Source organism: Arthrobacter sp. MYb229 (genome assembly GCF_002975405.1).
Classification (GTDB): Bacteria; Actinomycetota; Actinomycetes; order Actinomycetales; family Micrococcaceae; genus Glutamicibacter.
Map to the genome: position 1 here is coordinate 900,988 of NZ_PCPS01000001.1, position 26,781 is coordinate 927,768.

Sequence of the window (26,781 nt, forward strand, 5' to 3'; positions counted from 1 at the left end):
ACGGTTCTTTGGCGTGGGAGCTTTTTGGACGCAAAGCCTGTCGCGATCAAATTTTAGTGGCTGGTTAAGCGAGAAAGTCCCGCCTGGGGAACTAGCTCCGTTCGCCAGTTCCCCAGGCGGGACCATCCGCAGTGTGTTTAGCGCTCTCGCTGCACGCGTTTTTCGTCCCACACGGGAGTATCGGACTCGTAGACCTTGCCATCTGAGCCAAAGACCAGGAAGCGGTCAAACGATTTCGCAAACCAGCGGTCGTGCGTCACGGCGAGCACGGTGCCTTCAAAGGAATCGATCGCATGCTCGAGCGCTTCGCCGGAATGCAGGTCGAGGTTATCCGTCGGCTCATCTAGCAACAGCAGGGTCGCTCCGGATAGCTGCAGGAGCAGGATCTGGAATCGGGCTTGTTGGCCGCCGGACAGCGACTCGAACTTCTGCTCTGATTGGCCAGCCAGACCGTAGCCATCCAATGCGCCGGCGGCAGCCTCACGGCCTAGCCCCGAACGGTGCTCGTCGCCGCGGTGCAGAATCTCCAGCAAGGTGCGGCCGAAGAGGTCGGGGCGGGTGTGGGTCTGGGCAAAGTAGCCAGGGCGAATTCGAGCGCCGAGCTTTACCGTTCCCTCATGAGGTACTTCGGCGAGCTGCACATCGGAAACCGGCTCGTGCTCCCGTTCGGGATCGGTGCCGCCGGCGGCCAGCAGCCGCAGGAAGTGGGATTTGCCCGAGCCGTTGGAACCCAGTACGCCTACTCGGTCGCCAAACCAGATCTCGTTGCTGAAGGGCTTCATAAGTCCGGTAAGTTCGAGCTTTTCGGCTACGACCGCGCGCTTGGCGGTGCGTCCACCCTTCAAGCGCATCTTCACGTTTTGCTCTAGCGGAATCGCCTGGGGCGGGCCGGCCTCCAAGAACTTATCCAAGCGTGTCTGTGCCGCGTGATACCGGTTAGCCATATCCGAACGGAATGCCGCCTTGGTCTTATACATGATGACCAATTCCTTGAGCTTGGAATGTTCTTCATCCCAGCGCTTGCGCAGTTCCTCGAAGCGTTCGTTGCGTTCCTTGCGAGCCTGCACATAGGAGCCGAACGAACCACCGTGGATCCACGCGGTGGCTCCACCATGGCCGGGCTCCAGCGTGACGATGCGCGTGGCCGCGTTGTTGAGCAACTCGCGGTCGTGGCTGATGAATAGCACGGTCTTCGGGGAGCGCTCCATCATTGCTTCAAGCCAGCGCTTACCCGGTACGTCTAGATAGTTATCGGGCTCATCCAAGAGCAGCAGGTCGTCGTTGCCTTCGAAAAGCGCCTCCAATACGAGGCGCTTCTGCTCGCCGCCGGACAAGGTGCGCGCTTGGCGGTCCTGGGCGCGATCAAACGGGATGCCCAGCGCGGCCATGCAGACCTTGTCCCAAGTGGTTTCCAGCTCGTAGCCGCCGGCGTCACCCCACTCGATAATCGCTTCGGCGTAGCGCATGTGGACCTTTTCATCCTCGCTGACCAGCATCTTCGCTTCGCACGCTGCAACCTTGGCGGCTGCAGCAACGGCGGACGGGTCGGCGGTGGAAAGCAAAAGATCCTTCACCGTCGATTCGTCGCGGACCTGGCCCACGAACTGGCGCATAATGCCCATCGAGCCCGAGCGATTAATCGCGCCCTCGTCGGCTTTGAGATCACCGGAGATGATCTTGATCAGGGTGGTTTTGCCGGTGCCGTTCGGCCCGATTAATGCGGTTTTGGAGCCGGCGGTCACTTTGAAGGTGACTCCGCCCAGCAACTGGGTGCCGTCGGAAAGGAAGTATTGGATGTCGGAAACGTCGATATGTGCCACCAGCCCATCCTAACCGCGATTGCTTTCCCGGCTGCTATGAGGAACTTGCGCATGCCGGTCTGTGGCATGCGCGTGAGGAGTGCCTAGTGGTACTTGTAGAACCCTTCGCCCGTGGCAGTGCCGAGTTTTCCGTGCTCGAGGTAGTTGGTTTTGAGCAGTTCTGCGAATTTTTGGCTGGTTTCATCGCCGGAACGTGAAATGTTGTACGCGGTATTCAGCCCGACGATGTCGTAAATTTCAAAGGGGCCCTTGGGCGCTCCGGTGCCCAGTTTCCACGTCTGGTCAATGGTTGCTGCGTCCGCGACGCCATTTATGAGCAGATGGCTTGCAGACTGCAGCAAAGGTACGAGCAGCGAATTGAGCACGTATCCCGGCTGTTCCTTCAGCACCCGAATCGGGACCATCCCGGTGCGTTCGGCGAAGTTCACCACCACTTCGTAGGCTTCGGCGCTGGTCGACGCGGTGCCCATGACTTCGCCGGTATTGTTTTGCCAAACTCGGTTGGCGTAGTGCAACGCGAGGAAGCGATCGGGCCGGCCGGTGAATCCTGCAATAGCTGAAGGAAGCAACGTCGAGGAGTTGGTGGCGAATACGGTGCGAGCCGGGGCTGATTGCGCTAGCTTCCGGTAGGTATCCTGCTTGATTTCCAGACTTTCGGGCACCGCTTCGATCACCAGGTCCGCATCTTCGACAGCCTCGGCCAATTCACTGCTCAACCGAATGGAATCGCGTGCTGCTTGAGCTTTCGTGTTGTCGCCGGCGTCAAAGTAGTCCGCGTAAACCGGGACTAATTTATCCAGCCTGGCGGCGGCGGCTTCGAGGGCAGCGTCATCGATGTCGTAGCCGACAACGGGCAGACCATGGTAGGCGGTTTGGAAGATGATCTGGGAACCAAGTACGCCGGTACCTAAGACTGTGGTGTTGTTCAGGATCATGAGCTCGTCCGTTCTTGATTTCCTTGTGAATTTATAAGCCGCGCAGGTACACCGAGATGCCTGCACCCACATTCACTCACATTTAGTTGAGTATATTCAACTAAATGTGAGTGAAGGAACTAGCCACAACTTGTTCAACTCCCGTTGCCCGGAATTCACCTCGCGGCCGGATTGATTTGCCAATCTTAAGAGGGAATTTATGGGAAACATCAAGCTTGATGGGGATAGGGAACGTGAACCGAGTCGCAAAGAAATCTGCAGGCATTCTCGCCGCTGCCATAGTGGTGGGCGCAGTAGGCGCTGCGCCATTGACTACGGCGGGGGTCGCAACCGCCGATACCGGGAGCTACTTTGAACGCACCGCGACATACCCGGTGTATCAGAACGACCCAGATGGGGCCGCAGCCGAAACTGCCTCCGAAATCTCGACCGTTTCCGACGATGGCAAAACCCTGATCTACTCTGACGCGCTCGCCCGCCAGGTGGGATTCTTGGATATCAGCGACCCCGCCGCACCGAAGGGTTTGGGAACGCTCCCGCTGCACCAGCTCGGTAGCCCAGAAGACGAACCAACTAGCGTTGCCGCCTATGGCGAGTACGTTTTTGTTGTAGTCAACACCTCGGAAAGCTACTCGAACCCTTCGGGACGGTTAGACGTTGTGCGCATCGCTGACCGTACGCTGGTCCACAGCATCGAATTGACCGGACAGCCGGACTCCATCGCGATCTCCGAAGACGGAGCCTACGCGGCGATCGCCATCGAAAACGAACGTGACGAAGACGCCGGAGACGGCGGGCTGCCGCAGGCGCCCGCTGGTGCTATCGAGATCCTGGATCTCGTGGGCGAAAACCCCGAAGCCTGGAGCGTTCGCGAGGTGCCGCTGACCACGGGGACGCGCGAAGCCCCGATTGCGCTTCCGATGCTTAGCGACGCTGGATTCGACACCCCACAGGATCCGGAGCCCGAGTACGTCACCATCAATGCCAAAAACCAATTGGCGGTAACCCTCCAAGAAAACAACGGCGTAGTCCTCATCGACCTGCCCAGCGGTGACATTACCGGCGCCTTCAGCGCAGGCAGCGTTGACCTGGAAAACATAGACATCGAAGAAGACGGAAAACTGGATCCCACCGGCTCGCTGAAAGACGTTCCGCGCGAACCGGACGCGATCGGCTGGATCCAAGATCGCTACCTCGCCACCGCCAACGAAGGGGACTGGAAAGGTGGCAGCCGAGGCTTCGCCATTTTCGATTCCGAAACCGGCGAAGTTGCTTGGGACGCAGGAAACACCTTCGAACGCTTGGCGCTCGCCCAGGGGCTGTTCCCGGAGAAGCGCGCTGGCAAGAAGGGGGTGGAACCCGAGGGGTTGGCGATCGACAGCTTCAACGGCGTCGACTACGCCTTCGTTGCCTCGGAACGAGGCAACTTCGTCGCGGTGTACGAACTTAGCGATCCAACCAATCCGGAATATCTGCAGACCCTGCCAACCACCAACGGGCCGGAAGGCATCCTTCCGATCCCAGGCCGGAACTTGCTGGCCGTGGCCTCGGAAACCGATGAGGCAGACAAGGGCGTACGATCGTCGATTACGCTATTCTCCTTCGGTGCAACCGAAGCGCAATTCCCCGCGTTGGCATCCAGCATCGAGAACCTGGTGCCGTTCGGAGCGTTGAGCGGGTTGAGCGAGAATCCCGAAGATTCGGAGAAACTTTACGCGGTCAGCGACAACGCCTATGAACCACGCATTTACTCCATCGACACCGCGCAGCAGCCCGCGCTGATCGAGAGCTCCATGGCCGTGACCAAGGACGGTGCCCCCGCCGAATTCGATCTGGAAGGCATCGCGGCCCGTGCTGAGGGAGGGTTCTGGGCTGCGCATGAAGGCGAGGAAGGCGCAGAAAACGCGTTGCTGCGCATTGATGAAGCCGGTGCCGTCACCGAGGAAGTGCCGTTGCCTGCGGAAGTCGTCGCGGAACTAGGCGGACAGGGGCTCGAAGGTGTCAGTGTGCGTGGTGAAGGCGCAGAAGAAGAAGTCATCTTCACCCTGCAGCGTGAAGTGCCAGGCGAAGACTTCGTCCGCATCGGCAAGTATGTTCCTGACTCTGCCGAATTCACCTGGTATGGCTACCAGCTTGAGCCCGCCGGTGACGATGGATCGTGGAATGGGCTTTCGGAAATCACCGAGCTTCCGGACGGATCGTTCGCCGTCATCGAGCGCGACAAGCGCAACGGTGAGAATGCCCAACTCAAGGCCCTGTATAAGTTTGAGCTTCCAGAAGGTGTGGCTGGTGAGGTCACCATGCTGGAAAAGGAACTAGCAGTTGACGTGCTTCCGGTGCTTGAAGCGACCAATGGCTGGACCCAGGAGAAGCTCGAAGGCCTGGCCATCGCCGGTAGCGGTGATGCGTATATCGTCACCGATAATGATGCGGTGGATGATGCCAGCGGTGAGACGGTGTTCGCTAATTTGGGCACGGCCGCAGAGGTCTTTGGGATAGGCGAGCGCCCCGTTGAGTCGCAGGCTCCGGATGAGACCAATGCACCGGACGAGTCGGCATCGCCGGAGGCTTCGCCCACGGCCGAGCCTTCCCAGCACCCAGAAGTGAATGAAACCCCGAACGAAGAAACCACGGAACCCAAGCAGGAACAAAGCTCCGAACCGACCACAGAACCCTCTGAGGGGGAGTCTGAGCAGCGCAAAATCGATAGGCTCGCCGACACCGGGGTAAACAGTCTCTGGCTGCTTCCGGTCGGCCTAGTTGCCGCAGGATTAGGACTCGCGGCCGCAATCAAGAACTCGCGTGCTCGTCGATAGTTCTTGAAAAACCAGCGGTAGTCATTGCAAGGCATCGGGTCTGCTTGGAGATATTTCCGAGCAGGCTCGAAATCTTGTTCAGGGTAGCTCGGCTCGGTAGGCGAGGCGCGGAGAAACCTTGACTTTCCATCATGGAAAGACAAGACTTTCCTTAATGGAAAGTAGGGTGTGATGGACAGCGGAAAGCATGTGGCGGGCAACTATGAGCCGCGCGAAGCACTGGCCGAAATAGAAGATGCTTCGGAGGCGATGGTAGGTGCCACGGAGGCGCCGCGTAAAATCATGTATGCCATGCTGGCTTTCGTGGCAACGATCTGTGCATTGGCGAACTACGTGTCATGGCCGGTCTTCTTTGCGCTGCTTCTGCTGATCATTCCTCTGGGTTTCTGGTATGTCCTGCTGATGCGCAAGCGGCCCAAGGCGCGTCCGATTCTCAAGCATTCAGGCCGCTACATGGGCTATGTTCTTCTTTTTATGTTGACCTTGCAGGTCGCTAGCTTCTGGGAACCTGGGTCCTGGGGCGAGGTGGGCCTGAAATGGCTGGCGCTATTTGGTGTTCTGTGTTTGTGCATGACCGGTATGCGCACGGCAACGATCAAGAATCGGCTCAAAGACGCGAATGAGCGCGATGTCTAATCACGGGGAGTTCAATGAACTAATTCATGCCCCAATCCGTCTGCGCATCTGCGCCAGCTTGGCTCCACTCAAATATGTCGAGTTTGCTCAACTGCGTGATTCGTTGGGAATTGCCGATTCGGTACTGAGCAAGCATTTGAAGCAGCTCTCCGAGGCCGGATTTATCGACGTGGAAAAATTCTCGAAGGGTGGGCGAAGCCATATGCGGCTAATGCTCACTCCCAACGGGCGGCAGGCTTATGTCCGCCATGTCGCAGCGCTTCGGGCGCTAACGGAAGGTAGCTACTAGTCTTTGGGCGCCCGCGTGGCCGGGCTGCCGACTTGAGGCCAGGAGGCGTGTTGGCATCACGCTATTGCTTCACGAACGTGGAGCTTGAAACGTTTTCTCATCTTGCCTCAGGTGAGCCGAGCCGTAACGCGTTTTGGCTCCGGCCGGGATTGGGCATTCTGAAAGCCGATTCGGCCGTTTGCCAACGATCCTGAGGTTTGGGACTAGCCGTGATCAGAATATTGGCGTTTTCGCTAGATAGCGGCAAGCAGCCGCTGGTAGCGCAGCCAATTGCTTTTGCTCCACGCACGCGAAAACCGTGGCTCCGAAACTTTCAGAACCACGGTCTTAGGCGCTGACTAGCTTGAATGCGAGAGATTAGTGAGCGGCGCTCTTCTTCGTGCTGGAGACAACGACGGCGATAATCGCCGCAACGACTGCTCCGACCAGCAACAGCTTGCCGCTCTTGCAGGACTTCTTTGGCGCGCCCAGCTTCTGCTGCGCGGTCTTCACCGCGTTCTCAACGGATGAACGGGTGCGCTGCGCGGCCTTCGAATTGCCACTGACGCTTTCGATCAGGTTGGCGCCCGCGTTGCCGATAGCTTCACCGTTCACTCCGGAGATTGCGTTATTCCACGTCTCGCGAAGATCCTTCGGGATTTCTGCCTTGGCTGACTTAGCCAACTTGTTCAGCGATTTCTCGACTTCTTTGAAAGTCTTGGCAGTCTTTGACATTTTTACCCTACTCTCGTTGAGGATCCCGTGGTTTGTTACTTTTTGGTAACTCGGGCCACTCAATCTACCCTAGCCAGCCCGAAGATAACTCTCAATAGTGGAGGGTTTAGCTCATTGCGAACTCACAGCGTACGCGAGGCTGGTCTTGAGATCTCGCAACCAAACTGGGCATCCAGCGTATCTGAAGATTGCGGTGCAGCGTGTTGAGCCGGTCGGCCCCGGGAGCAAAGCCAATGCGCGCCTTGGAATGCAACGCAGTTTGGTGCATCCCCGGCCAGGAAGCCACTCAATGAGCCGTCCCCATGTGGTTTGCGAGATTCCTCCAGCAAGCAGCCCGACGGCCACCGGCATACTCGTTCTGCGCCAAGTCAAGGACAAAGGATAGAGTGGGTGCGTGACTGAGCAGACTACCAAAGCAAACCATTGGGTCCGAGCCGCGATCGCCCTACTTGACGCAGATGCGAACCGCAGCGCCGACACCCACCTCCATGTCTTTCCGCTGCCAAAGCAGTGGGGAATCGACCTGTACTTGAAGGACGAATCGGTGCATCCCACCGGATCGCTCAAGCACCGTTTGGCTCGCTCATTGCTGCTCTACGGTTTGGTCAATGGCAAAATCGGTGAGCACACCACTCTTGTGGAAGCCTCTAGCGGCTCCACCGCGGTATCCGAAGCGTATTTCGCCCGCATGCTCGGCCTGCCTTTCATCGCTGTAGTACCCCGGACTACCAGCAGGGAGAAAATTGAACTCATCGAGTTCTATGGCGGACGCTGCCACCTCGTCGATGCCGCCGGCGAAGTGGATCTTGCGGCCCGGCAGCTCGCCGAGGAATCCGACGGATACTACCTGGATCAGTTCACCTACGCCGAACGAGCCACCGACTGGCGCGGGAACAACAACATTGCCGAATCCGTGTTCTCGCAGCTTTCGGCCGAACGCCACCCGATTCCTTCATGGATCGTGGTCGGCGCCGGCACCGGCGGCACCTCGGCGACTTTTGGCAGATACGTGCGTTACCGCCAGCATGACACCCAGGTGGCCGTGGCCGATCCGGAAAACTCATCCTTCTACGAGGGGTGGCGTACCGGAAATATGCAGTACTCCACCGGGCTCGGGTCGCGGATCGAGGGGATTGGCCGGCCCAGCGTTGAGCCGTCCTTCGTGCCCGGGGTCATCGACCAGATGATCCAGGTGCCCGATGCGGGCTCGCTGGCCGCCATGTACCTGCTGCGGGCACACACCCGGCACTGGACCGGAGGGTCGACGGGAACCAACCTCTACGCGGTCTTCCAGATCATTGCAGGCATGCTCGAACGCGGGGAAAAGGGAAGCATCGTGACGCTCATTTGCGACTCCGGCGAGCGCTACGCCAACACCTATTACAACCAGCAGTGGCTGGACGCCCAAGGTTTGGACCTCGCACCGCACCGCGCGAAGCTTGAAAGATTCCTGGACTCCGGACGGTTCGAAGGCTAATCGGCGTCCGGGCGCAGCACCGGCATCAGGCCCAAGGTCTTCTTGCGTTGATGCACCGAGAAGTACTTCAGCCCGTGGACTCCGGCGACGAAGTGCCGCCTGGAACGTGCCGGAAGGTAGAGCACGTCGCCGAGCTTCAGCGAGATCGAATCCGTTTCGGTGTGCAGCGTCCCGGTGCCCTCGAACACGTGGATGAGTACGTCCAGTTCCGGGCCGCGGTGTTCGCCGATTTCCTGGCTGGGCGCCAGCGCGATGACATTCGCATCCAGGTCGCGGCCCTCCGGTTCGAGCTTCCAGATGGCACCGTCTACCGTGCTGCCTTGTTCGCCGAGCCAGGCCGTGTTCGTCATGATGCGCGGCGCCGGGGTGCTGGCGAGCTTGGTGATGATGACTTCCCAGTCTCCGCCAATCCGTTCGGTCGCCTCCCAGATATAGGTGCCGGGGAGGTTGCGTTCGAATTCCGCGTGCAGGTTCACCGGTTCATGGTCATTGAGCAGGCTCAGGTACCCGCCGGTGGGCAAGGAGTCGTAGGCCTCCATGATTTTTCCGTGGCGTTCGGGTTTCGGGATGTTCCGCGCATCGACCACGTGACTGCTTGACTGTTCCTCCACTGCAACCTCCAAGGTTTCGCTCGCCTGCCCGCTGGTTGCCTCTAGCCTAGTTGCTATGAGCCCGGGGCGGCCCGTGGCGTATTACGATGAAGCCAGATCAGCAACATCTCCGGTCAGATGCAGGAGCAATACCGTATGAACCAGGCAACCTCGGATTCAAGCGCCGCGCCCACCGCGAACACCGTGGCGCAGTTCAAGGCAAACCTCGCCTCAGTCCGCGGGCGCATCGCGGCGGCCGAACTCGCTGCCGGGCGGGAGCCGGGCAGCGTGCGACTGCTGCCGGTGACCAAAACGGTGCCCGAAGAGCGGCTGCGCCTGGCGATCGCGGCGGGCATGGACTGGCTGGGGGAGAACAAGGTGCAGGAGGCCGCGCGCAAGGCGCAGAACCTCGCCGACATTCCGGGGCTCAAATATTCGGTGATTGGCCACCTGCAATCGAATAAGGCCAAGGACGTGGCCCGCTTCGCCGACGAATTCCAGGCCCTGGATAATTTGCGCCAGGCCACCGCGCTGCAGCGCAGGCTGGAACTCGAAGACCGCACCCTGGATGTTTTCGTGCAGGTGAACACCTCTGGCGAGGAAACCAAATTCGGCCTGGACCCGGCAGCGGCCCCTGAATTCTTGCGTTCGCTGCCGGGCCTGGACCGCCTGCGGGTGAAGGGGCTGATGACCCTTGCGATCTTCTCCTCCGACCAACAGGCGGTGCGTACCTGCTTCACCACGCTGCGGGAACTGCGCGATCGGCTGCGCGAACAGGCACCCGAGGGGATCGGGTTGGAAGAATTGTCCATGGGGATGAGCGGGGACTTCGAGCTGGCCATCGCCGAAGGCGCGACCGTGGTGCGGGTGGGCCAGGGGATCTTCGGTGCTCGTGCACTGCCCGATTCGCATTACTGGCCGGGCTTTGCCGGTTAGCGGTTAGCCAGCCGGCGCTTTTCTCTCGTAGGCTGAGCGTTATCAACCGGTGGAATCCGGCCCCTTGTTTGCAGGAGGAAATTAATGCCTACCGTCGCCGAACACATGATCGAACAGTTCCACACCCAGGGTGTCAAGCGCATCTACGGGGTCCCGGGAGATTCGCTGAACGGGCTGACCGATGCGCTGCGCGAAAACGGGGAGATGGAATGGATCCATCATCGCCACGAGGAGGGCGCCGCCTTCGCCGCAACCGCCGAAGCCGAACTCACCGGGGAACTGGCCGTCTGCGTCGGCTCCTGCGGGCCGGGAAACCTCCACCTGATCAATGGGCTCTACGACGCGCAACGCTCCCGGGTACCGGTGCTGGCCATTGCCGCGCAGATCCCCACCGACGAGATCGGGTCAAACTATTTCCAGGAAACCCACCCGGTAGAAATCTTCCGCGGCTGCTCGGTCTACGCCGAACAGGTCTCGGACCCCAAGCAGTTGCCGCGGATGCTGCGCATCGCCATGCGCGAGGCGATCGAAAAGCGCGGGGTTGCGGTGCTGGTGATCTCCGGAGACGTGGCGCTCTCCCAAATGGAACGCAGCGGAACCCAAGCGATCGTCAAGACCAACCCGCGGGTGCTGCCCGATGACGCGGAGCTTGCCCGCGCCGCGCAGCTGCTTGAATCCTCGGCCAAGGTCACCATCCTGGCCGGGGCCGGCACCGCCGGGGCGCACTCGGAGGTGATGGAGCTGGCCGATAGGCTCGCCGCCCCGATCGTGCACTCGATGCGCGGCAAGGAGCATATCGAATACGAGAATCCCTTCGACGTGGGCATGACCGGGCTGCTCGGCTTCGCCTCCGGCTACCGGGCGATCGAGGAATGCGAGGTGCTGCTGATGCTCGGCACCGATTTCCCCTACCAGCAGTTCTACCCGCAGCATGCCAGCATCATCCAGGTCGACCTGCGCGGGGAACAGCTCGGCCGGCGCACCACCGTGGATGTGCCCCTGGTGGGCACGGTGAAGGACACCGCCGCGGCGCTGTCGGCGTTGCTGCCCCGGCAGGGCAAGCGCAAGCACCTGAACGACGCGCTGGAGCACTACGCGAAAACCCGCACCAAACTCGACGAGCTGGCCACCCCCTCGCGCGGCAAGGCGGCCATCCACCCGCAATACCTGGCCCGGCTGATCGACCTGGCGGCGGATCAAGACGCGATCTTCACCGCCGATGTGGGATCCCCGGTGATCTGGGCGGCCCGCTACCTGAGCATGACCGAAGACCGCCGGCTGCTCGGCTCCTTCAACCACGGCTCGATGGCCAACGCCCTCTGCCACGCCCTGGGCGCCCAGGCAATCGACCGCACGCGGCAGGTGATCGCCTTCGCCGGGGATGGCGGGCTGACGATGATGCTCGGCGAGCTGCTGACCGCCACGCAGAATAAGCTGCCGATCAAGGTGGTGGTCTTCAACAATTCCTCGCTGAACTTCGTGGAACTCGAAATGAAGGCCGCCGGCTTCGTGACCTATGCCACCGAGCTGGAGAACCCCGACTTCGGTGCGGTGGCCAACGCCGCGGGACTCAAGGGATTCCGGGTGGAGGACTCCGCGCAGCTCGAGGCCACGGTCAACGAATTCCTCGCCCACGAGGGGCCGGCGTTGCTGGACGTGGTCACCGACCGGCAGGAAATGTCGATGCCGCCAAGCATCAAGGTGGAGCAGGCCAAGGGCTTCGCGCTCTATGCCATCCGCACGGTGCTCTCCGGGCGCGGGGACGAATTGTTCGATCTGGCCAAGACCAATTGGCGCCAAATGTTCTAGCACCGGGATCTATGCCTATGCTTAAAGCCGGGCCCGCGTGAGCGGGGCCGGCTTTTGCAGCGAGCACCACCAAACAGAAAGAGGCGCAGGCGCTTTGATAACTTCGCAACCGGCCGCGGCCCAGGCGGCAACCACCGAGGATTTCGCCCGGAACTTGGCGAGCGTCAACCAGAAGATCGCCGCCGCTGCCGCCCGGTCCGGCCGCGAAGCCGGCGCGGTGCGCCTGTTGCCGGTCACCAAAACCATCGAGCCTGCCCGGCTGCGTCTGGCCATCGATGCCGGAGTGGACACCCTGGGGGAGAACAAGGTCCAGGAAGCGCTGGCCAAATACGAGGAATTCGCCGCCGACTACCCGGATCTGCGCTATGCGGTCATCGGACCGCTGCAGGGCAATAAGGCGAAGTTCGTGGCTCGCTTCGCCCATGAGTTCCACGCCCTGGATTCGCTGAAGCTCGCCGAAACCCTGCAGCGTCGCCTCGAAGCCGAGGACCGCAGCCTCCAGGTCTTCCTACAGGTCAACACCTCGGGCGAAGAAACCAAATCCGGGATCGACGCCGGCCAGGCCTCCGCGCTGCTCGAAGCCATCGCCCCGTTGGACCGGCTCATCCCGCGCGGGCTGATGACCATGGCCGCGAACACCACGAACGAGTCCTCCATCCGCGCCAGCTTCGCGCTGCTGCGCACCACCGCGGCGCAGCTGCGTGCCGGAGGAGCCCCCGAAGGCTTCGACCAGCTCTCCATGGGCATGAGCGGGGACTTCGAGCTGGCCATCGAGGAAGGCGCCACCGTGGTGCGCGTGGGCCAGGGGATCTTCGGCGCCCGCCAGTACCCGCAGGCGAACGCGTGAGCGGCTTTGAGCTAGACACCCGCCCGGTCGCCGCCGTGGTGCTCAGCTCCCAGCTGGCCTACGGTTCGGTGGGCAACAACGCCATCGCCCGAATGATCGAATTGGCCGGGCATCGCGCGGTGGCGGTTCCCACCGTGCTGCTCAGCAACCTGCCGCACTATCCCTCGGTGGCCGGCGGCCCCATCTCGGATCAGTGGCTTGGCGCGATTCTGGAGGACCTGCTCAACCGCGATGCGCTGCGCGATGCCAGCTACGTGGTCGTCGGCTATCTGGGGGCGGCCAGCCAGGGGCGGATCATCGCCGAATGGTTCCTCGCCGCCCGGGCCCGCTACCCGAAGCTGCGGCTGATCCTGGATACCGCCTTCGGAGATACGGACGTCGGGCTCTACGCGAGCGAGGAGGTCGCCTCCAGCTATGCCGAGCACCTGATCGAGCATGCCTGGCTGATGACGCCGAACTGCTTCGAGCTCGCGCTGCTCACCGAAACCCAGATCCACGACGAACAAGACGCGGCCAACGCGGCCTTGGACCTCATGGAGGCCGGTCCCGCGCATGTGATCGTCACCTCCGCGCCCACCGACGACAAAGATTTCATCGGCTGCCTGCTCGCGATGGACGAGGAAGAGCTCGAGCAGTTCGACACCGGCCGGATTAGCACCGAGGCCAAAGGGGCGGGGGACTGCTTCCTGGGCCAGCTCACCGGTGCGCTGCTCTCCGGCCTCGCCCTGCCCGAAGCAGTGTCCCTCGCGGTTGCCGGGACCTCCGAGGCGTTGGCCGGGGTGCACCCGGCCTTCGCGGTGCAAGCGGGCTGAAATCACTTACCCACAGTCCGCCGGAGCGCGCCTAAAATGTCGGTTCGCCGGCGGACACTGGAGCTAGGGCACATCTTGTGTCCGGGCGTCGGGCAAGACGACGCGGAACACGCCGAGGAACATCTCACATGAAGAATTTTTAAACCACATCGACCATCCTCGAGGCTGTGGACAAGTTTTGGCCGACCGCGAGAAATCGGGGTTTAAATGACCGTTAATATCCACAGCGGCTGTGGACGGCTCGGTGGATGAATGACATACTTGTAATACATCATCTTGTGGCCACTTGACCGGCCAAACACAAGATGTAGTATTGAACCCGTTGGTGAGTGAAACACCGAAAACACCCCATAGACAGCAATTTGGGGCATCCGAGAGGGTGGCCGGAAGCACCAGAAAATGGTGGAGTCCGAGCCAAAACAAGGACTTTTAAAAAGGGGAAACAGGGAAATGGCAATCACCGTTTACACGAAGCCGTCCTGCGTGCAGTGCAACGCTACATACCGCGCTTTGGACAAGCAGGGCATCGAGTACAACAAGGTAGACATCTCGCAGGATGCCGCCGCCCTGGAGCACGTCCGCGGCCTTGGCTACCAGCAGGCGCCGGTCGTTATCACCGACAACGATCACTGGTCGGGTTTCCGCCCAGACAAGATCGCTACCTTGGCCGTAGCCAACTAGTCGGCATCCGGGCCCCGCACGGGGTCCAAGGGAACTTACTCGTCGACCACCTAGCGGAGGCGAAGAAATGCCACCAGCAGCAGTTGCCGATCGACGGCAAAACGCTGAGGCTCACGAAGCCAAGGTGTACACCGATACCAACTTGATTTACTTCTCCTCGGTATCGGAGAACACCTTGCGCTTCGTAGAAAAATTGAATTTCAGTGCGGCTCGCATCCCGGTTTTTGCAACCGAACCGCAACTGATCGCAACGGCACCGTATGTATTGCTCATACCAACCTACGGCGGCGAAAGCGGGAAGCGTTCAATCCTTCCCCAGATTTTGAAATTTCTGGGTCACGAAGAGAACCGCGCAAACTTGCGTGGCGTGATTGGCGCAGGGAACACGAACTTCGGCGAGTACTACTGCATCGCGGCCAAGAAAATTGCTGCCAAATGCGACGTACCCGTTTTGTACACATTCGAACTTATGGGAACGCCGGAAGATGTTCTCAACGTCAATGAAGGGCTTGAAACCTTTTGGGCACCAGCGTCGCACAAGAAGAAGTAACGATGAATGACACCAAAGAGCTCCCCGCAAATATGCAGGGCCTGAGCTACAACGATCTGAACGCCATGCTGAACCTCTACGGTCCAGACGGCAAGATCCAATTCGAGGTGGACCGCTACGCAGCCCGCCAGTACTTCTTGGATCACGTGAACAACAACACCGTCTTCTTCCACGACCTGGATGAGAAGCTCGAATACCTGGTGAAACACGAGTACTACGAGCGTGAAACCCTCGACCAGTACTCGATGAACTTCATCCGCGATCTGTTCAAGCGCGCCTTCGCCAAGAAGTTCCGCTTCGAAACCTTCCTCGGTGCCTTCAAGTTCTACACCTCCTACACGCTGAAGACCTTCGACGGCAAGCGTTACCTGGAGCGCTACGAGGACCGCGTGTGCATGGTAGCCCTGCACCTGGCCCGCGGCGATGAGCAGCTTGCAACGAGCCTGGTCGATGAAATCATCGCCGGCCGCTTCCAGCCGGCAACCCCAACCTTCCTCAACGCCGGCAAGGCGCAGCGCGGCGAACTCGTCTCCTGCTTCCTGCTGCGCATCGAAGACAACATGGAGTCCATCGCCCGCGCGGTGAACTCCTCGCTGCAGCTGTCCAAGCGCGGCGGCGGCGTGGCGCTGTCCCTATCGAACCTGCGTGAGCACGGTGCTCCGATCAAGCAGATCGAGAACCAGTCCTCCGGCGTCATCCCAGTGATGAAGCTTCTTGAAGATTCCTTCTCCTACGCAAATCAGCTTGGTGCACGTCAGGGCGCAGGCGCGGTATACCTCAACGCCCACCACCCGGATATCCACCGTTTCCTGGATACCAAGCGCGAAAACGCCGACGAGAAAATCCGTATCAAGACCCTCTCCCTTGGCGTGGTCATCCCGGATGTCACCTTCGAACTTGCCCGTAAGAACGAAGACATGTATCTCTTCAGCCCGTATGACGTGCAGCGCGTCTACGGCGTGCCGTTCAGCGAAATCTCGGTCTCCGAAAAGTACGAAGAGATGGTCGATGACTCGCGCATCAAGAAGACCAAGATCAGCGCCCGCGAGTTCTTCCAGACTCTGGCGGAGATCCAGTTCGAATCCGGCTACCCGTACATCATGTTCGAGGACACCGTAAACCGGGCGAACCCAATCGAGGGCCGGATCACCATGTCGAACCTCTGCTCGGAAATCCTCCAGGTTTCCTCGGCTTCGGAGTTCGGCGACGACTTGAGCTACTCGAAGGTCGGCAAGGACATCTCCTGCAACCTCGGCTCGATGAACATCGCCAAGGCCATGGACGGCAAGGATATCGCCGGCTCGGTGGACATCGCGATTCGCGCCCTGAGCGCGGTATCGGATATGTCCTACATCGCTTCGGTGCCGTCGATTGCCGATGGCAACAAGAAGTCGCACGCCATCGGCCTGGGCCAGATGAACCTGCACGGCTTCTTGGCCCGCGAGCACATCTACTATGGCTCCGAAGAAGGCATCGACTTCACCAACATCTACTTCTACACGATCCTGTTCCACGCGTTGACCGCATCGAACAAGATCGCCATCGAACGCGGCGAAACCTTCGACAACTTCGAGAACTCGCAGTATGCCTCCGGTGAATTCTTCGACAAGTACACCTCGCAGCAATGGGCTCCGGCCACCGAGCGCGTGCGCGAACTCTTCGACGGAATCCACATTCCTACCCAGGAAGACTGGAATGCGCTGAAGGCTTCGGTCATGGAGCACGGTATCTACAACCAGAACCTCCAGGCCGTTCCGCCGACCGGCTCGATCTCGTACATCAACAACTCGACTTCCTCGATCCACCCGGTCGCCGCGAAGATCGAAATCCGCAAGGAAGGTAAGATTGGCCGCGTTTACTACCCGGCTCCTTACATGAACAACGAGAACATCGATTTCTACGAGGACGCCTACGAAATCGGCTACGAGAAGATCATCGATACCTACGCCGCTGCAACCCAGCACGTGGATCAGGGCCTGTCGCTGACACTGTTCTTCAAGGACACCGTGACCACTCGTGACATCAACAAGGCGCAGATCTACGCATGGCGCAAGGGCATCAAGACCTTGTACTACATCCGCCTGCGCCAGCTTGCGCTGGAAGGTACCGAGGTCGAAGGCTGCGTTTCCTGCATGCTGTAAAGACTCCTAGTTAGTGGCCAGTTAGCTGGTCATTAATTTCACGCAACAGCTGTCGTCTGGTCCTCCCACGCGGCAGCTGTTGCGCATGTAAGACCAAGTCAGATTGTCAAGAATCTGGAATCCATGAAGGCCTGACTGCATCTGCCGGTTTCGAAAGAACGGTAGAGTAGTAGGCAAAGTTATAAACACGATTTAGCGTTTCGATGAGGGGCAATGACCGAGAAGATTCAGCTCACCCACAAGGTTGAAGCAATCAACTGGAACCGTATCCAGGACGAGAAAGACGTAGAGGTCTGGAACCGACTGGTCAATAACTTCTGGTTGCCGGAGAAGGTTCCGCTGTCCAACGACATCCAGTCCTGGGGCACCCTTACCGAAGCCGAGAAGCTGCTGACCATGCGCGTCTTCACCGGACTGACCCTGCTTGACACGCTGCAGGGTACCGTCGGCGCAGTTTCGCTGATCCCGGACGCGCTGACCCCTCACGAAGAAGCCGTGTACACCAATATCGCCTTCATGGAATCGGTGCATGCAAAGAGCTACTCCTCCATCTTCTCTACCTTGGCTTCCACCAAGGAGATCGATGAGGCATTCCGTTGGTCCACGGAGAATGTGAACCTGCAGAAGAAGGCTCAGATTATCGAGAGCTACTACCATGGCGAAGATCCGCTCAAGCGCAAGATCGCCTCGACGCTACTGGAATCCTTCCTGTTCTACTCGGGCTTCTACCTGCCGATGCACTGGTCCTCGCACGCGAAGCTGACCAACACCGCAGACCTGATCCGCTTGATCATCCGCGATGAGGCCGTTCACGGTTACTACATTGGCTACAAGTTCCAGAAGGGCCTGGAAGGTGCAAGCGAAGAGCGCAAGCAGGAGCTGAAGGACTACACCTTCGAACTCATGTATGAGCTGTACGAAAACGAAGTTCAGTACACCCACGATCTCTACGATCCGGTAGGCCTGTCCGAGGACGTCAAGAAGTTCTTGCACTACAACGCCAACAAGGCGCTGATGAACTTGGGCTACGAGGCAATGTTCCCGGCAACCGTCACCGACGTATCGCCAGCGATCCTGTCGGCATTGAGCCCGAATGCCGATGAGAACCACGACTTCTTCTCCGGCTCCGGATCCTCCTACGTGATCGGCAAGGCCGTGAACACCGAAGACGAGGACTGGGACTTCTAAGCGCTTAGTCTCTTCCTGGCAATGGCCCCGTTTCTCAACGGGGCCATTGCCGTACCCGAAGAAATAAGCCCGCGGCCAGCTGCATATCGTGGATACTTGGACAGTAACGGATCCAGTGATGAGCGAACGCGGGGGTGAATGTGCAGATCGAATCAGCATCCAATGATCTGGGCACATTAGACGAGCAGCAAGTGCAACGGATTCGACGCAAATCGATTTCGGTACTTGCGGCCGGACAAATCCTTGGTGGGCTAGGCGGCGGAGCCACCTTGACTCTGGGGTCCTTGCTGATCGTCAGCATCTCGGGTCTGGACTCACTGGCAGGCATGGCAGCCACGATGAATACGCTGGGCGCGGCGCTCATGGCAATTCCGCTGGCGTTGATGGCGCAGAAGTATGGGCGACGGATATCCCTCTCGAGCGGTGCAATACTGGCGGCAAGCGGCATCGTGGTCATTATCGCCGCCGCATTCCTCGACTTCTGGCCGCTCTTGATGCTGGGCATGCTGATCCTTGGCACGGGTGCCGCAATGAATCTCCAATCGCGATTCGCCGCCACGGATCTTTCCACGAAGGCCACCCGTGGACGCGATCTTTCGGTAGTCGTCTGGTCAACGACCATCGGCGCGGTCATCGGTCCGAATCTCTTTGAGCCTGGTGAGGTAATCGCCCAGTACATCAACCTTCCGCCCTATACCGGCGGATTCCTGATCGCCATGTGCGCACAGCTAGCCGGTGCACTGGTCTACTGGATCGGGCTCCGGCCCGACCCGCTGCGAATAGCGCAGCGTCAGGCTTTGGGCCGGCCGGATTCCGGGCAGGCCCGCCGCCGCGGATGGCATATATTGCGTACGTCCGTAGCCGCGCGCCGGGCGGTGCTCACCGTGGCCCTGTCGCATATGTATATGGTGTCGATGATGTCGATGACCCCGATTCATATGCAGCACCATGGCGCAACGCTCACCTTGATCGGTTTCACCATATCCATGCACGTGGCCGGCATGTACGCCCTGTCGCCGGTCTTCGGGTGGCTGACCGACAAATGCGGTTCACGGGTGATCATTCTGGCGGGGCAGGCGCTACTGATCTCCGCCAGCGTCTTGGTTTGGAGCAACTCCGCAGATCATGTGGTTACCACCATGGCCTTGCTTTGTTTGGGCCTGGGCTGGTCCGCCGCAACGGTTGCGGGATCAACCATGATTTCCGGTGCCGTGGGAATCAACGAACGCCCGCAACTGCAAGGTACTTCAGATCTTTGCATGAGCTTGGCCGGGGTGATGGGCGGGCTCTGCGCCGGACCGATTCTAGCCGCCATCGGTTTCCAAGGACTGGCTTTAGTCCTCCTCGCCCTCGCGATGATCATGATCATGCTGAACATCAAGAGGTCCGCGCCGGAGGCTATCCATGAGTAGGAATTAGTGCGAAGGTGAAATTCACGGACAGTTGCTGAAGGGATAGCGCGCATGGCACATAGAACTCGATGCATCATCGTTGGCGGTGGCCCGGCCGGCATGGTGGCCGGACTCCTCTTGGCGCGGAGCGGAGTCCCCGTGACGGTATTTGAGAAACATCAGGATTTTCTTCGTGACTTCCGTGGCGACACCATCCACCCATCCACGATGTTGCTGCTTGAGGAACTTGGATTGATGGAAGAGTTTGAAAAGATCGGCTACAGCAAGGTGTCCCAGGCGCAATTTCCCGCACGAGACGGGGCCCGCGCCACGGTTCTCGACCTGTCCAAGATCAACCATCCCTATCCGTTTATCGCGATGGCTCCGCAGTGGGACTTCCTGGATCTATTGGCTCGTGCCGGTGAGTCCGAAGCGAATTTTGACCTGCGCATGAATTGCGACGTGACCGACGTGCTCACCATGGGAGAACGCATTGTGGGCGTACGTTATTCGGGGCCCGACGGAATCGGCGAAATGCACGCGCTGTTGACCATCGCGGCCGACGGAAGATGGTCGAAGATCCGCGATGCTGCGGGGCTCGCCATTAAAGAGTTCGCCGTGCCAATTGACGTCTGGTGGTTCAAGATCCCCGGAGCATTGAATCTAAAGAATGTATTGTCTCCGGCCTTCACCAGGGACAGATCTTTCGTGCTTATTCCCAGGCACGGGTACGTTCAGACAGCGATGCTCTTGCCGAAGGGGAAAGACGCAGAGCTGCGTGCTCAAGGTACCGAACGGTGGCACCGGGCGATTGTCGAGGCCGCTCCCGAACTTGAAGAAGGGGTCCCGGCGCTGACACTTCAGGACGCTAAATTACTGGATGTGAAACTCAACCGCGCGATACGGTGGTGGCGCCGCGGGCTGTTGTGCATCGGGGATTCGGCACATGCCATGAGCCCGGTTGGGGGAGTGGGCGTGAACCTGGCGGTTCAGGATGCAGTCGCGGCGGCTCGAATACTTGCCGAGCCGCTCAAAGCCGGAACGATTTCGGATCGGGATGTGGCCGCTGTCCAGAACCGGCGCATCCTCCCGACCATCGTGGTCCAGAGCACCCAGCGGCTGATGCACCTAGGATTGCGGCGGTTGATGAAAACAAGCAATGACGTGCTCTTGCCGGGACCTGTTGCGAGAATCTTGCGTACGTTTCCCAAGCTCACTTCGATTCCAGCCCGGCTTTTGGGGGTAGGGATCCTGCGCGAACGCCCGCCGGAAGCTGCAAAGCGAAATTCAGCGGAACGCTAGGACCCCTAGAAACACCAATGGTGCAGTACCATCCGAAACGGACGGTACTGCACCAAAAGTTTGGCAGTTGCTAAAGCTTAGCGAGCCTGGATGTTGGTTGCCTGTGGGCCCTTTGGACCGGCTTCCAGGGTGTACTCAACGTTCTGGCCCTCTTCGAGGCTACGGAAACCGAAGCTCTGGATTGCGGAGTAGTGTGCGAACACATCTGCCGATCCATCGGAAGGAGCGATGAAGCCGAAGCCCTTTTCAGCGTTGAACCATTTTACGGTGCCAGTAGCCATGTTTTTATTTCCTTATTTATTCATTGGCCACTACGTGACCTTGTTGCCGAGTCGAAATCCGAAACGGAAAATTAGTGGTTACCTCGAGCAGTACTATGTTGGGCGATTTCCATGCCGTCGGTATCAGCGATCGAATGCTGATTTTGCCGATACCGGCCAAAACGGAGGTCGCTACGCACGCTAAATGTCCTTGCGGTCCATAGACATGACTGTGGAATAATGGCCAGAGTCAGTGGAGTAGAATTTGGAAGCCGCATCGTGGAAACGCTGAGAAGCGCCTGGACGAGCTGTAAGCGGTGAAGAAGAGAAGATGAAAATTCGTTTCGATAGGAGTTCGCTAATTCCGAAGAATCGTTGAACCGATTTGCTGCACAGACGATTTGCTTGTCTTGCTACAAATCTAAACTGCTAACATTCGCTGGCGGATGACTCACACCTGCAAACGTCGAGGTAACAAATTAAGCGTACCATCATTTTTCGCCCTTGTCCTACAGCCGGCCTCTCATCGAGGGGTTGGCTGCAGGACAAGGGCACCCAGGGCTACATATCGGAGTACCAGTGATCGAATGGGTTGGCGGGTTCGTCTTCGTCTTCCAGGTCATCGTCTCCGTCAAAGGATCGGCGAATCGAATCGTCGCGGACACCCCCTTGGAAGGCCAAAGATTCCCCGGGATAATCGGAGTTTTCGCCTAGCCGGACAAATAGTGGACCCGTTGGCAGGACTCCCTGCTCGTACATCTCGTGGTGCACGTGGTTGGTCATTTGCCGCCACGCTCCAGAATCAAATGCCCGGAAACCGTGTCCGGTGAAAGAAATTTGAAAATCAGGCAAATTAGTTTTCACTGCTCCTGGTGCAATCGAGGTTTCCGCGCTTGCCTCGATGCCTGCGTGCATTCTGAATAGCGTCCCCTCCTCCGGGGCGTCCATTGTCTCGATCCAGTACCAGATCTGGTCTTTGACTTCTTCGGCCTCGGCTTCTGGCAAGAGCTTCTCGGCCAGCGCCTTTGTTGCCTGCCTGAGATTCCCGACGCTTCTGGACGCGAGCGGTACCGAAATGCTGAGCAATGCCGAGCGGGGCCCATGCGTAAAGCCGGAGCCGTCAACGTGGGGCGGCATTGGACGGAGGCATCCGCTGAGCATTGGCGGTGGCACCCTGTCGCAAACGATGGTGTGCATCGCCGAATACATCTCGGCAAAACCTGAAAGCTCATCTTCTATGCCCAAGGTTGCTGCAAGCGCACCGTAGGTTTGCAGATCCTTGGTGATCCTGTCTCGCAGTGAGTCTTTCCTGTTTTCGAGGATCGCTTCGTACGAGTCGTCATCGACTTCGTCGATAATGATCCGCTTGATAGCAGCCAAGGGGAGTCCAAGATGCTGATGCTGGCGAATCTGCATCATGGTTTCAAACTGGGCCGAGCTGTACTTTCGGTACCCAGTGAACTGATCGACCCGAGCCGGATTGAGCAGGCCGAGCTTTTCATAGTGGTGAAGCGTCTTCACCGTCACGTTCATTAACGCGGCAAATTCTCCAATGCTGTACTCCATGTTGACATCGTATTGTCTGCCCTTAGGGGAGAGTTCAAGCCGAGAGTCACTTTCTTGCCAATTTTTTCTTGGCCGATTCCATAACTAGATCAGCATTGATGGCGGCGCCTGCCATAGTTCCGGCGGCGGTTGCCAAACCAATCATTGCCCCTAGGCTCGAGGCGTTGCCAGCTGCGTAGACTCCTGGCACGCTTGTGGCTCCCATCTCGTTGACCGAGATGAACTCGCCCATGGGGTTTTGGCTCAAGTGCCCGCCGAGCTGGAGGAACAGTGACGCGTTTGCTTTCATCTGGCTTGCCACCACTACGGCCTGAGCGTCCAGGGTGCTTCCGTTGTTCAAAGCCAAGGACTGCACCTGTCCTTCATCGCTGACGGCTATGTCGGTGACTTGCGCGTCGACGATTTCTATTTCCACTGCGGCGAGCAGTGCGCGGTTTTCTTTTGTCAGCGTTTGCTGCGCATGGTTAACGTAGGTGACAGCGTCGCTGAGCTGGCCAAAGAGCAGGGCCTGATGCGTGCTCATTTCACTGACACCTAAGATGGCGATGCGCTGATCGCGCACCTCCCATCCGTGGCAGTACGGGCAATGCAGGGCCGAGGTTCCCCAGGCTTTTTGCAGTCCTGGGATCTCGGGCAGGGTGTCGGTTAGTCCGGTTGCCAGGAGGATGCGTGCGGCCTGCCATTGCGAGGACTCGGTGGATACTGTGAATCCTTCTTCGAGCGAACCGCTCAGCGACTGAATGCGGGCGGACGCAAACTCGACTCCGTAGTCCCTTGCCTCCGTGCGGCCTAGCTCCAATAGCTCATGTGGGCTGATGCCTTCATGGCCAAGCACATTGTGCGCGTGCGCTGAGACGGCGTTGCGTGGTTTGCCTTCATCGACCACAAGGACTTTGCGCCGGGAACGGGCCAGCGCGATGGCTCCGGCTAGTCCTGCGTTGCCGCCTCCGATGATGATGGCGTCGTATTTTTCCATGATGCTCTCCTTCGCGGGGGTTTTGATTCACTATCCAAACTATCGATACATTGCATTGATCGTGTATGTTTTTGCGTATGACGCAAGAATTGGATTTAGACTCGGTCATTCGACAGCGCATTCGTGCCCTTCGCCAAGGCAAGGGGTGGTCCCTGGAGGCCCTTGCGAACCGGGCCGAACTCAGCGTTTCGACGCTGAGCCGGATCGAAACCGGCAACCGGAGGATCGCCCTGGACCAGCTGGTGCCGATCGCCAAGTCCCTGGGCACCACCTTGGACGAGCTGGTGGCTCCCGCCGACGGGAAAGGCGTGATCATCGGCCCCGAACCGATCGCTGTGCCGGGAATGACGATGTGGAAATTATCGGACGACGACGCGGTCAACGGGGTGGTGGTCACGAAGATCCGCTACGACCCGCAGCAGCAGGTGGTCCCAACGGAGGACAGGGTCCACCCGGGCAAGGAATGGTTCACCGTGCTCTCCGGCGAAGTGCAGCTCCGGCTCGGCGAACGAGTCTTTCACGTGAAAGCCGGGCAGGCGGCACAATTCGACACCATGACGCCGCACTCGATTCGTGCCCTCGGCGGTATCGCCGAGGTGCTGAGCATGATGGACAGCGCCGGCACCCGCGCGCACCATCACGACGGGCATTGAGTCTAAGCCGCATCGCGGACCAAGTTTGGCTAGGCTGTGATCAAGAACCATTTAGCTTGCAGATCGGGAGATCGATTCATGACACACCAGCTCGAAGAAGAACTGGACAAGATTCTTGCCAACGGCGACTTCTACTTTGAAGAGCTGGGAGAAGGGCACTATCGGTCTTCCTGGCATACCCAGGGAGCGTGGAATCCTCACGAACAGCATATGGCGCCGGCTTCGGGGATCTTGACGCATGCCTTGGAGAACTTCCAGCCTCGCGATGACATGCGCATCGCCCGGTTGAGCTTCGAAATTCACGGGCTGATCCACGCCGGTGAATTCGAGGTCACCACGCGGATGATTCGCCCAGGCCGAACCATCGAACTGATCGAAGCCGAAATGACGGCCAAGGGGCGCACCAGCATCGTCGCCAGAGCCTGGCGAGTGATCACCGCAGACTCAACCGCGGTTGCGGGAACTGAAGATGCCGAAGTACCGGGTCCCGAGGACAGCGAACCGCAGAACATTTCCGCGCAGTGGCCCGGTGGGTACATTCGTTCCATCGAATTCCGCGCCGCTCCCGGCCGCCGCCCGGGTAAGGGCATCGCCTGGTTGCGGACCCCTTATGCGCTGCTAGATGGTGTGCAGGCCTCGCGATTGGCAAGTTTGATCGGGCTGGTGGATACCGCGAATGGCGTGGTGCCCCGCGTCGAGCCCGGCGATGGCAGCTGGATGTTCCCGAACCTGGATCTGCAGATCCACATGTACCGTGCGCCCGAAGGAGAATGGCTCGGCCTCGAGGTGCAGCAGAGCTACGGCACCGACGGCATTGGCCTGACCTCCACCGTGCTGCACGATGCCAGCGGACCCTTTGGCCGCGCCGAACAGATACTGACCGTGCGTCAGCTCTGATCTTGGATAGCCGCTAATTCGGCCAATAGCTTCTTCAGCTGCGCCTTGGGCATGATGGTGAAGCCCTTGGCACGGTAGGTTTCGCGATCTGCACCGTGGGCGCGGAACAGCGCATAGCCGCGCTTGACCAAAAACAGCACCGGCTTGCGGCGCTCGGATACGTCGCGGATGAAGCGGCGGACCGTGGTCAGCAGCGCTGGTTCGTCCACATAGTAGGCCTGAACATTGATTCCCTCGGCGCGCAATGGTTCCAGCACCTCGGAGAGGAAAATTCCTTCGGCGATAATCGGCCCGCCGGTTCCATGCACTTCGCGATGCCCGCTGTAGCTGGAGGTAGCGATCGAATAATTCGGTACCTGCGTGCGGCCTTGGCGCAGCAGCTCATCAACCGCGTTCAGGGCAGCGTGCTGATTCCATGTATGCGGATGGTCCCAATCGATTTCGCCGTATCCGGTGCGCGGGAACGACTCTGGGTGCCCATCTTCGCTGATCTGCCGGTAGAACTCGTCCAGCGGAAGGTGCGGATTGCCGAAACGGTTGGCAAGGTATGACTTGCCAGAACCGGATGGACCGCCGAGCAGGATCACTGGGGTGGAAGAATTAGGCACCAGATTATTATCACGCAGAACCTCGCGGAACCCGAATTCTGAGCCTCTCATCACAGCCCCCGAGGGATCTTTTGAGGCATGGTGAACCGGCGTACGAAGCGGACTGAATTAGACTCTGAACATGACCCTTTGGAATCCCGAATCGAGCGCGCCGCTGTCCTACCAGTTTGAGGAAGCCAGCGGGGATCCCGAAGCTGACTTGGAACGCGGGGTTCAGCTGCTACGCGAGGTGCAGGCCGGTACGCGCGGCCCGCTGCTGCGTTTCTATCGGCCGGATCCAACGCTGGCCTTTGGCCAACGCGACGTCCGCCTGCCCGGGTTTCAGCGTGCGGCCGAGGCGGCCGAGGCGCGCGGCTTTGCCCCCTTGGTGCGCAAGGCCGGGGGACGGGCAGCGGCCTATCACCGCGGCACGTTGATCGTGGATCATATCGAACCGCATGCCGAAGCGATTATCGGACAGCAGCAACGCTTTAAGGTTTTTGCCGACCTCTACGCCCGAGCCTTCCGCCGGCTCAAGATTGACGCGCACGTGGGGCCGATCCCGGGCGAATACTGCCCCGGGGACTACTCGGTCCACGGGCTGCCCACCGCTGGGTCACGCAGCGAGGTCCCGGTAAAACTTATCGGTACCGCGCAACGGGTGATCTCCGGGGCCTGGCTGTTCAGCAGCGTCTTTGTCATCGAGGATTCCGCCCCGCTGCGTGCGGTGCTCGACACCGTGTACCGGGCGATGGAAATCCCCATGGAGCCCTCCACCGTGGGCGCCGGCGACGATCTGGTCTCCTCGGTCACCGTCGAAAGCTTTATCGAGGCATTGCTCGCCGTCTACCGGGAGCACACCGAATTGCTGGAATCCTAGCCGCCAAGGGAGCGGAGCAACAAGTGAA

General features: G+C 59.5%; 25 protein-coding genes. 17 read left to right on the top strand and 8 right to left on the bottom strand.

Going from position 1 to position 26,781, the window contains the following annotated elements; translation table 11 throughout:
• Positions 1-137: 137 nt before the first annotated feature.
• Positions 138-1,820, bottom strand: coding sequence for an ABC-F family ATP-binding cassette domain-containing protein (locus CQ019_RS04250; protein WP_105569002.1), 1,683 nt, complete (start codon positions 1,818-1,820; stop codon positions 138-140).
• Between the two features lie 83 nt (positions 1,821-1,903).
• Positions 1,904-2,755 carry a 3-hydroxyacyl-CoA dehydrogenase gene (locus CQ019_RS04255; protein ID WP_105569003.1) on the bottom strand — a complete coding sequence of 284 codons (852 nt, stop codon included), beginning with the start codon at positions 2,753-2,755 and terminating at the stop codon, positions 1,904-1,906.
• 233 nt (positions 2,756-2,988) lie between these two features.
• Between CQ019_RS04255 and CQ019_RS04260 the strand changes: the two genes are divergently transcribed.
• The 3 genes from CQ019_RS04260 (at position 2,989) to CQ019_RS04270 (ending at position 6,496) form a co-directional block, all read left to right on the top strand.
• On the top strand, positions 2,989-5,571 hold the full coding sequence (locus CQ019_RS04260) for an esterase-like activity of phytase family protein (RefSeq protein ID WP_105569004.1): 2,583 nt from the start codon (positions 2,989-2,991) through the stop codon (positions 5,569-5,571).
• 171 nt (positions 5,572-5,742) lie between these two features.
• Positions 5,743-6,207, top strand: a complete 465-nt coding sequence (locus CQ019_RS04265; RefSeq protein WP_105569005.1) for a hypothetical protein — start codon at positions 5,743-5,745, stop codon at positions 6,205-6,207.
• Positions 6,200-6,496: a transcriptional regulator gene (locus CQ019_RS04270; RefSeq protein WP_308727232.1), complete on the top strand. Its 297-nt coding sequence runs from the start codon at positions 6,200-6,202 to the stop codon at positions 6,494-6,496. Before CQ019_RS04265 ends, CQ019_RS04270 begins: the two co-directional genes overlap by 8 nt.
• Positions 6,497-6,853: 357 nt before the next feature.
• On the opposite strand, the gene CQ019_RS04275 is transcribed toward CQ019_RS04270, so the two are convergent.
• Positions 6,854-7,210, bottom strand: a complete 357-nt coding sequence (locus CQ019_RS04275; RefSeq protein WP_105552210.1) for a hypothetical protein — start codon at positions 7,208-7,210, stop codon at positions 6,854-6,856.
• A gap of 394 nt (positions 7,211-7,604) precedes the next feature.
• On the opposite strand from CQ019_RS04275, the gene CQ019_RS04280 reads away from it, so the two are divergent.
• Complete coding sequence (locus CQ019_RS04280) at positions 7,605-8,687, top strand: PLP-dependent cysteine synthase family protein (RefSeq protein WP_105569007.1); 1,083 nt, start codon at positions 7,605-7,607, stop codon at positions 8,685-8,687.
• On the opposite strand, the gene CQ019_RS04285 is transcribed toward CQ019_RS04280, so the two are convergent.
• Positions 8,684-9,298, bottom strand: coding sequence for a DUF2249 domain-containing protein (locus tag CQ019_RS04285; RefSeq protein ID WP_146113314.1), 615 nt, complete (start codon positions 9,296-9,298; stop codon positions 8,684-8,686). The two genes, CQ019_RS04280 and CQ019_RS04285, sit on opposite strands and share 4 nt — an antisense overlap.
• A gap of 135 nt (positions 9,299-9,433) precedes the next feature.
• Between CQ019_RS04285 and CQ019_RS04290 the strand changes: the two genes are divergently transcribed.
• From CQ019_RS04290 to CQ019_RS04335, 10 genes are all read left to right on the top strand, one after another.
• Positions 9,434-10,213, top strand: coding sequence for a YggS family pyridoxal phosphate-dependent enzyme (locus CQ019_RS04290; protein WP_105569009.1), 780 nt, complete (start codon positions 9,434-9,436; stop codon positions 10,211-10,213).
• A gap of 84 nt (positions 10,214-10,297) precedes the next feature.
• The gene (gene poxB / locus CQ019_RS04295) at positions 10,298-12,022 is read left to right on the top strand and encodes a ubiquinone-dependent pyruvate dehydrogenase (RefSeq protein ID WP_105569010.1); all 1,725 of its coding nucleotides are present in this window, start codon (positions 10,298-10,300) and stop codon (positions 12,020-12,022) included.
• 94 nt (positions 12,023-12,116) lie between these two features.
• Positions 12,117-12,869 (top strand): YggS family pyridoxal phosphate-dependent enzyme, encoded by a 753-nt coding sequence (locus tag CQ019_RS04300; protein ID WP_308727233.1) that lies wholly within the window; start codon positions 12,117-12,119, stop codon positions 12,867-12,869.
• The gene (locus tag CQ019_RS04305; RefSeq protein WP_105569011.1) at positions 12,866-13,681 is read left to right on the top strand and encodes a PfkB family carbohydrate kinase; all 816 of its coding nucleotides are present in this window, start codon (positions 12,866-12,868) and stop codon (positions 13,679-13,681) included. The genes CQ019_RS04300 and CQ019_RS04305 overlap by 4 nt, the downstream gene beginning before the upstream one ends.
• A gap of 450 nt (positions 13,682-14,131) precedes the next feature.
• Positions 14,132-14,362, top strand: a complete 231-nt coding sequence (gene nrdH, locus CQ019_RS04310; protein ID WP_096284911.1) for a glutaredoxin-like protein NrdH — start codon at positions 14,132-14,134, stop codon at positions 14,360-14,362.
• A 67-nt stretch (positions 14,363-14,429) separates the two neighbouring features.
• Positions 14,430-14,912, top strand: a complete 483-nt coding sequence (gene nrdI / locus CQ019_RS04315; protein WP_096284909.1) for a class Ib ribonucleoside-diphosphate reductase assembly flavoprotein NrdI — start codon at positions 14,430-14,432, stop codon at positions 14,910-14,912.
• A gap of 2 nt (positions 14,913-14,914) precedes the next feature.
• A complete protein-coding gene (nrdE, locus tag CQ019_RS04320; RefSeq protein ID WP_105552204.1) occupies positions 14,915-17,053 on the top strand; it encodes a class 1b ribonucleoside-diphosphate reductase subunit alpha in 2,139 nt (712 codons plus the stop codon).
• A gap of 213 nt (positions 17,054-17,266) precedes the next feature.
• Positions 17,267-18,241 (top strand): class 1b ribonucleoside-diphosphate reductase subunit beta, encoded by a 975-nt coding sequence (gene nrdF / locus CQ019_RS04325; RefSeq protein ID WP_105552203.1) that lies wholly within the window; start codon positions 17,267-17,269, stop codon positions 18,239-18,241.
• Positions 18,242-18,381: 140 nt separating this feature from the next.
• On the top strand, positions 18,382-19,653 hold the full coding sequence (locus tag CQ019_RS04330; protein WP_105569266.1) for an MFS transporter: 1,272 nt from the start codon (positions 18,382-18,384) through the stop codon (positions 19,651-19,653).
• 51 nt (positions 19,654-19,704) lie between these two features.
• On the top strand, positions 19,705-20,934 hold the full coding sequence (locus tag CQ019_RS04335; RefSeq protein WP_105569012.1) for an FAD-dependent oxidoreductase: 1,230 nt from the start codon (positions 19,705-19,707) through the stop codon (positions 20,932-20,934).
• Between the two features lie 77 nt (positions 20,935-21,011).
• Here CQ019_RS04335 and CQ019_RS04340 read toward each other — a convergent pair whose 3' ends face one another.
• From CQ019_RS04340 to CQ019_RS04350, 3 genes are all read right to left on the bottom strand, one after another.
• The gene (locus CQ019_RS04340) at positions 21,012-21,215 is read right to left on the bottom strand and encodes a cold-shock protein (protein ID WP_096254701.1); all 204 of its coding nucleotides are present in this window, start codon (positions 21,213-21,215) and stop codon (positions 21,012-21,014) included.
• A gap of 540 nt (positions 21,216-21,755) precedes the next feature.
• On the bottom strand, positions 21,756-22,760 hold the full coding sequence (locus CQ019_RS04345) for a helix-turn-helix domain-containing protein (RefSeq protein WP_105552201.1): 1,005 nt from the start codon (positions 22,758-22,760) through the stop codon (positions 21,756-21,758).
• 46 nt (positions 22,761-22,806) lie between these two features.
• Positions 22,807-23,736, bottom strand: coding sequence for an NAD(P)/FAD-dependent oxidoreductase (locus CQ019_RS04350; protein WP_105552200.1), 930 nt, complete (start codon positions 23,734-23,736; stop codon positions 22,807-22,809).
• Between the two features lie 77 nt (positions 23,737-23,813).
• Between CQ019_RS04350 and CQ019_RS04355 the strand changes: the two genes are divergently transcribed.
• Positions 23,814-24,389 carry a helix-turn-helix domain-containing protein gene (locus CQ019_RS04355; RefSeq protein WP_105569013.1) on the top strand — a complete coding sequence of 192 codons (576 nt, stop codon included), beginning with the start codon at positions 23,814-23,816 and terminating at the stop codon, positions 24,387-24,389.
• 78 nt (positions 24,390-24,467) lie between these two features.
• A complete protein-coding gene (locus CQ019_RS04360; RefSeq protein WP_105552199.1) occupies positions 24,468-25,286 on the top strand; it encodes a thioesterase family protein in 819 nt (272 codons plus the stop codon).
• Here CQ019_RS04360 and CQ019_RS04365 read toward each other — a convergent pair.
• Positions 25,277-25,894, bottom strand: a complete 618-nt coding sequence (locus CQ019_RS04365) for a uridine kinase (protein WP_258133848.1) — start codon at positions 25,892-25,894, stop codon at positions 25,277-25,279. The two genes, CQ019_RS04360 and CQ019_RS04365, sit on opposite strands and share 10 nt — an antisense overlap.
• Before the next feature lie 121 nt (positions 25,895-26,015).
• Here CQ019_RS04365 and CQ019_RS04370 point away from each other — a divergent pair, with 121 nt between their 5' ends.
• A complete protein-coding gene (locus tag CQ019_RS04370) occupies positions 26,016-26,753 on the top strand; it encodes a lipoate--protein ligase family protein (protein WP_258133849.1) in 738 nt (245 codons plus the stop codon).
• The last annotated feature ends 28 nt before the right edge of the window (positions 26,754-26,781 follow it).

Coding starts and splice junctions, on each gene's coding strand:
- CQ019_RS04255 (WP_105569003.1), bottom strand. CDS start 2,755: ATGATCCTGAACAACACCACAGTCTTAGGTACCGGCGTACTTGGTTCC.
- CQ019_RS04265 (WP_105569005.1), top strand. CDS start 5,743: ATGGACAGCGGAAAGCATGTGGCGGGCAACTATGAGCCGCGCGAAGCA.
- CQ019_RS04270 (WP_308727232.1), top strand. CDS start 6,200: ATGTCTAATCACGGGGAGTTCAATGAACTAATTCATGCCCCAATCCGT.
- CQ019_RS04275 (WP_105552210.1), bottom strand. CDS start 7,210: ATGTCAAAGACTGCCAAGACTTTCAAAGAAGTCGAGAAATCGCTGAAC.
- CQ019_RS04290 (WP_105569009.1), top strand. CDS start 9,434: ATGAACCAGGCAACCTCGGATTCAAGCGCCGCGCCCACCGCGAACACC.
- poxB (WP_105569010.1), top strand. CDS start 10,298: ATGCCTACCGTCGCCGAACACATGATCGAACAGTTCCACACCCAGGGT.
- nrdH (WP_096284911.1), top strand. CDS start 14,132: ATGGCAATCACCGTTTACACGAAGCCGTCCTGCGTGCAGTGCAACGCT.
- nrdI (WP_096284909.1), top strand. CDS start 14,430: ATGCCACCAGCAGCAGTTGCCGATCGACGGCAAAACGCTGAGGCTCAC.
- nrdE (WP_105552204.1), top strand. CDS start 14,915: ATGAATGACACCAAAGAGCTCCCCGCAAATATGCAGGGCCTGAGCTAC.
- nrdF (WP_105552203.1), top strand. CDS start 17,267: ATGACCGAGAAGATTCAGCTCACCCACAAGGTTGAAGCAATCAACTGG.
- CQ019_RS04335 (WP_105569012.1), top strand. CDS start 19,705: ATGGCACATAGAACTCGATGCATCATCGTTGGCGGTGGCCCGGCCGGC.
- CQ019_RS04340 (WP_096254701.1), bottom strand. CDS start 21,215: ATGGCTACTGGCACCGTAAAATGGTTCAACGCTGAAAAGGGCTTCGGC.
- CQ019_RS04345 (WP_105552201.1), bottom strand. CDS start 22,760: ATGGAGTACAGCATTGGAGAATTTGCCGCGTTAATGAACGTGACGGTG.
- CQ019_RS04350 (WP_105552200.1), bottom strand. CDS start 23,736: ATGGAAAAATACGACGCCATCATCATCGGAGGCGGCAACGCAGGACTA.
- CQ019_RS04355 (WP_105569013.1), top strand. CDS start 23,814: ATGACGCAAGAATTGGATTTAGACTCGGTCATTCGACAGCGCATTCGT.
- CQ019_RS04360 (WP_105552199.1), top strand. CDS start 24,468: ATGACACACCAGCTCGAAGAAGAACTGGACAAGATTCTTGCCAACGGC.
- CQ019_RS04370 (WP_258133849.1), top strand. CDS start 26,016: ATGACCCTTTGGAATCCCGAATCGAGCGCGCCGCTGTCCTACCAGTTT.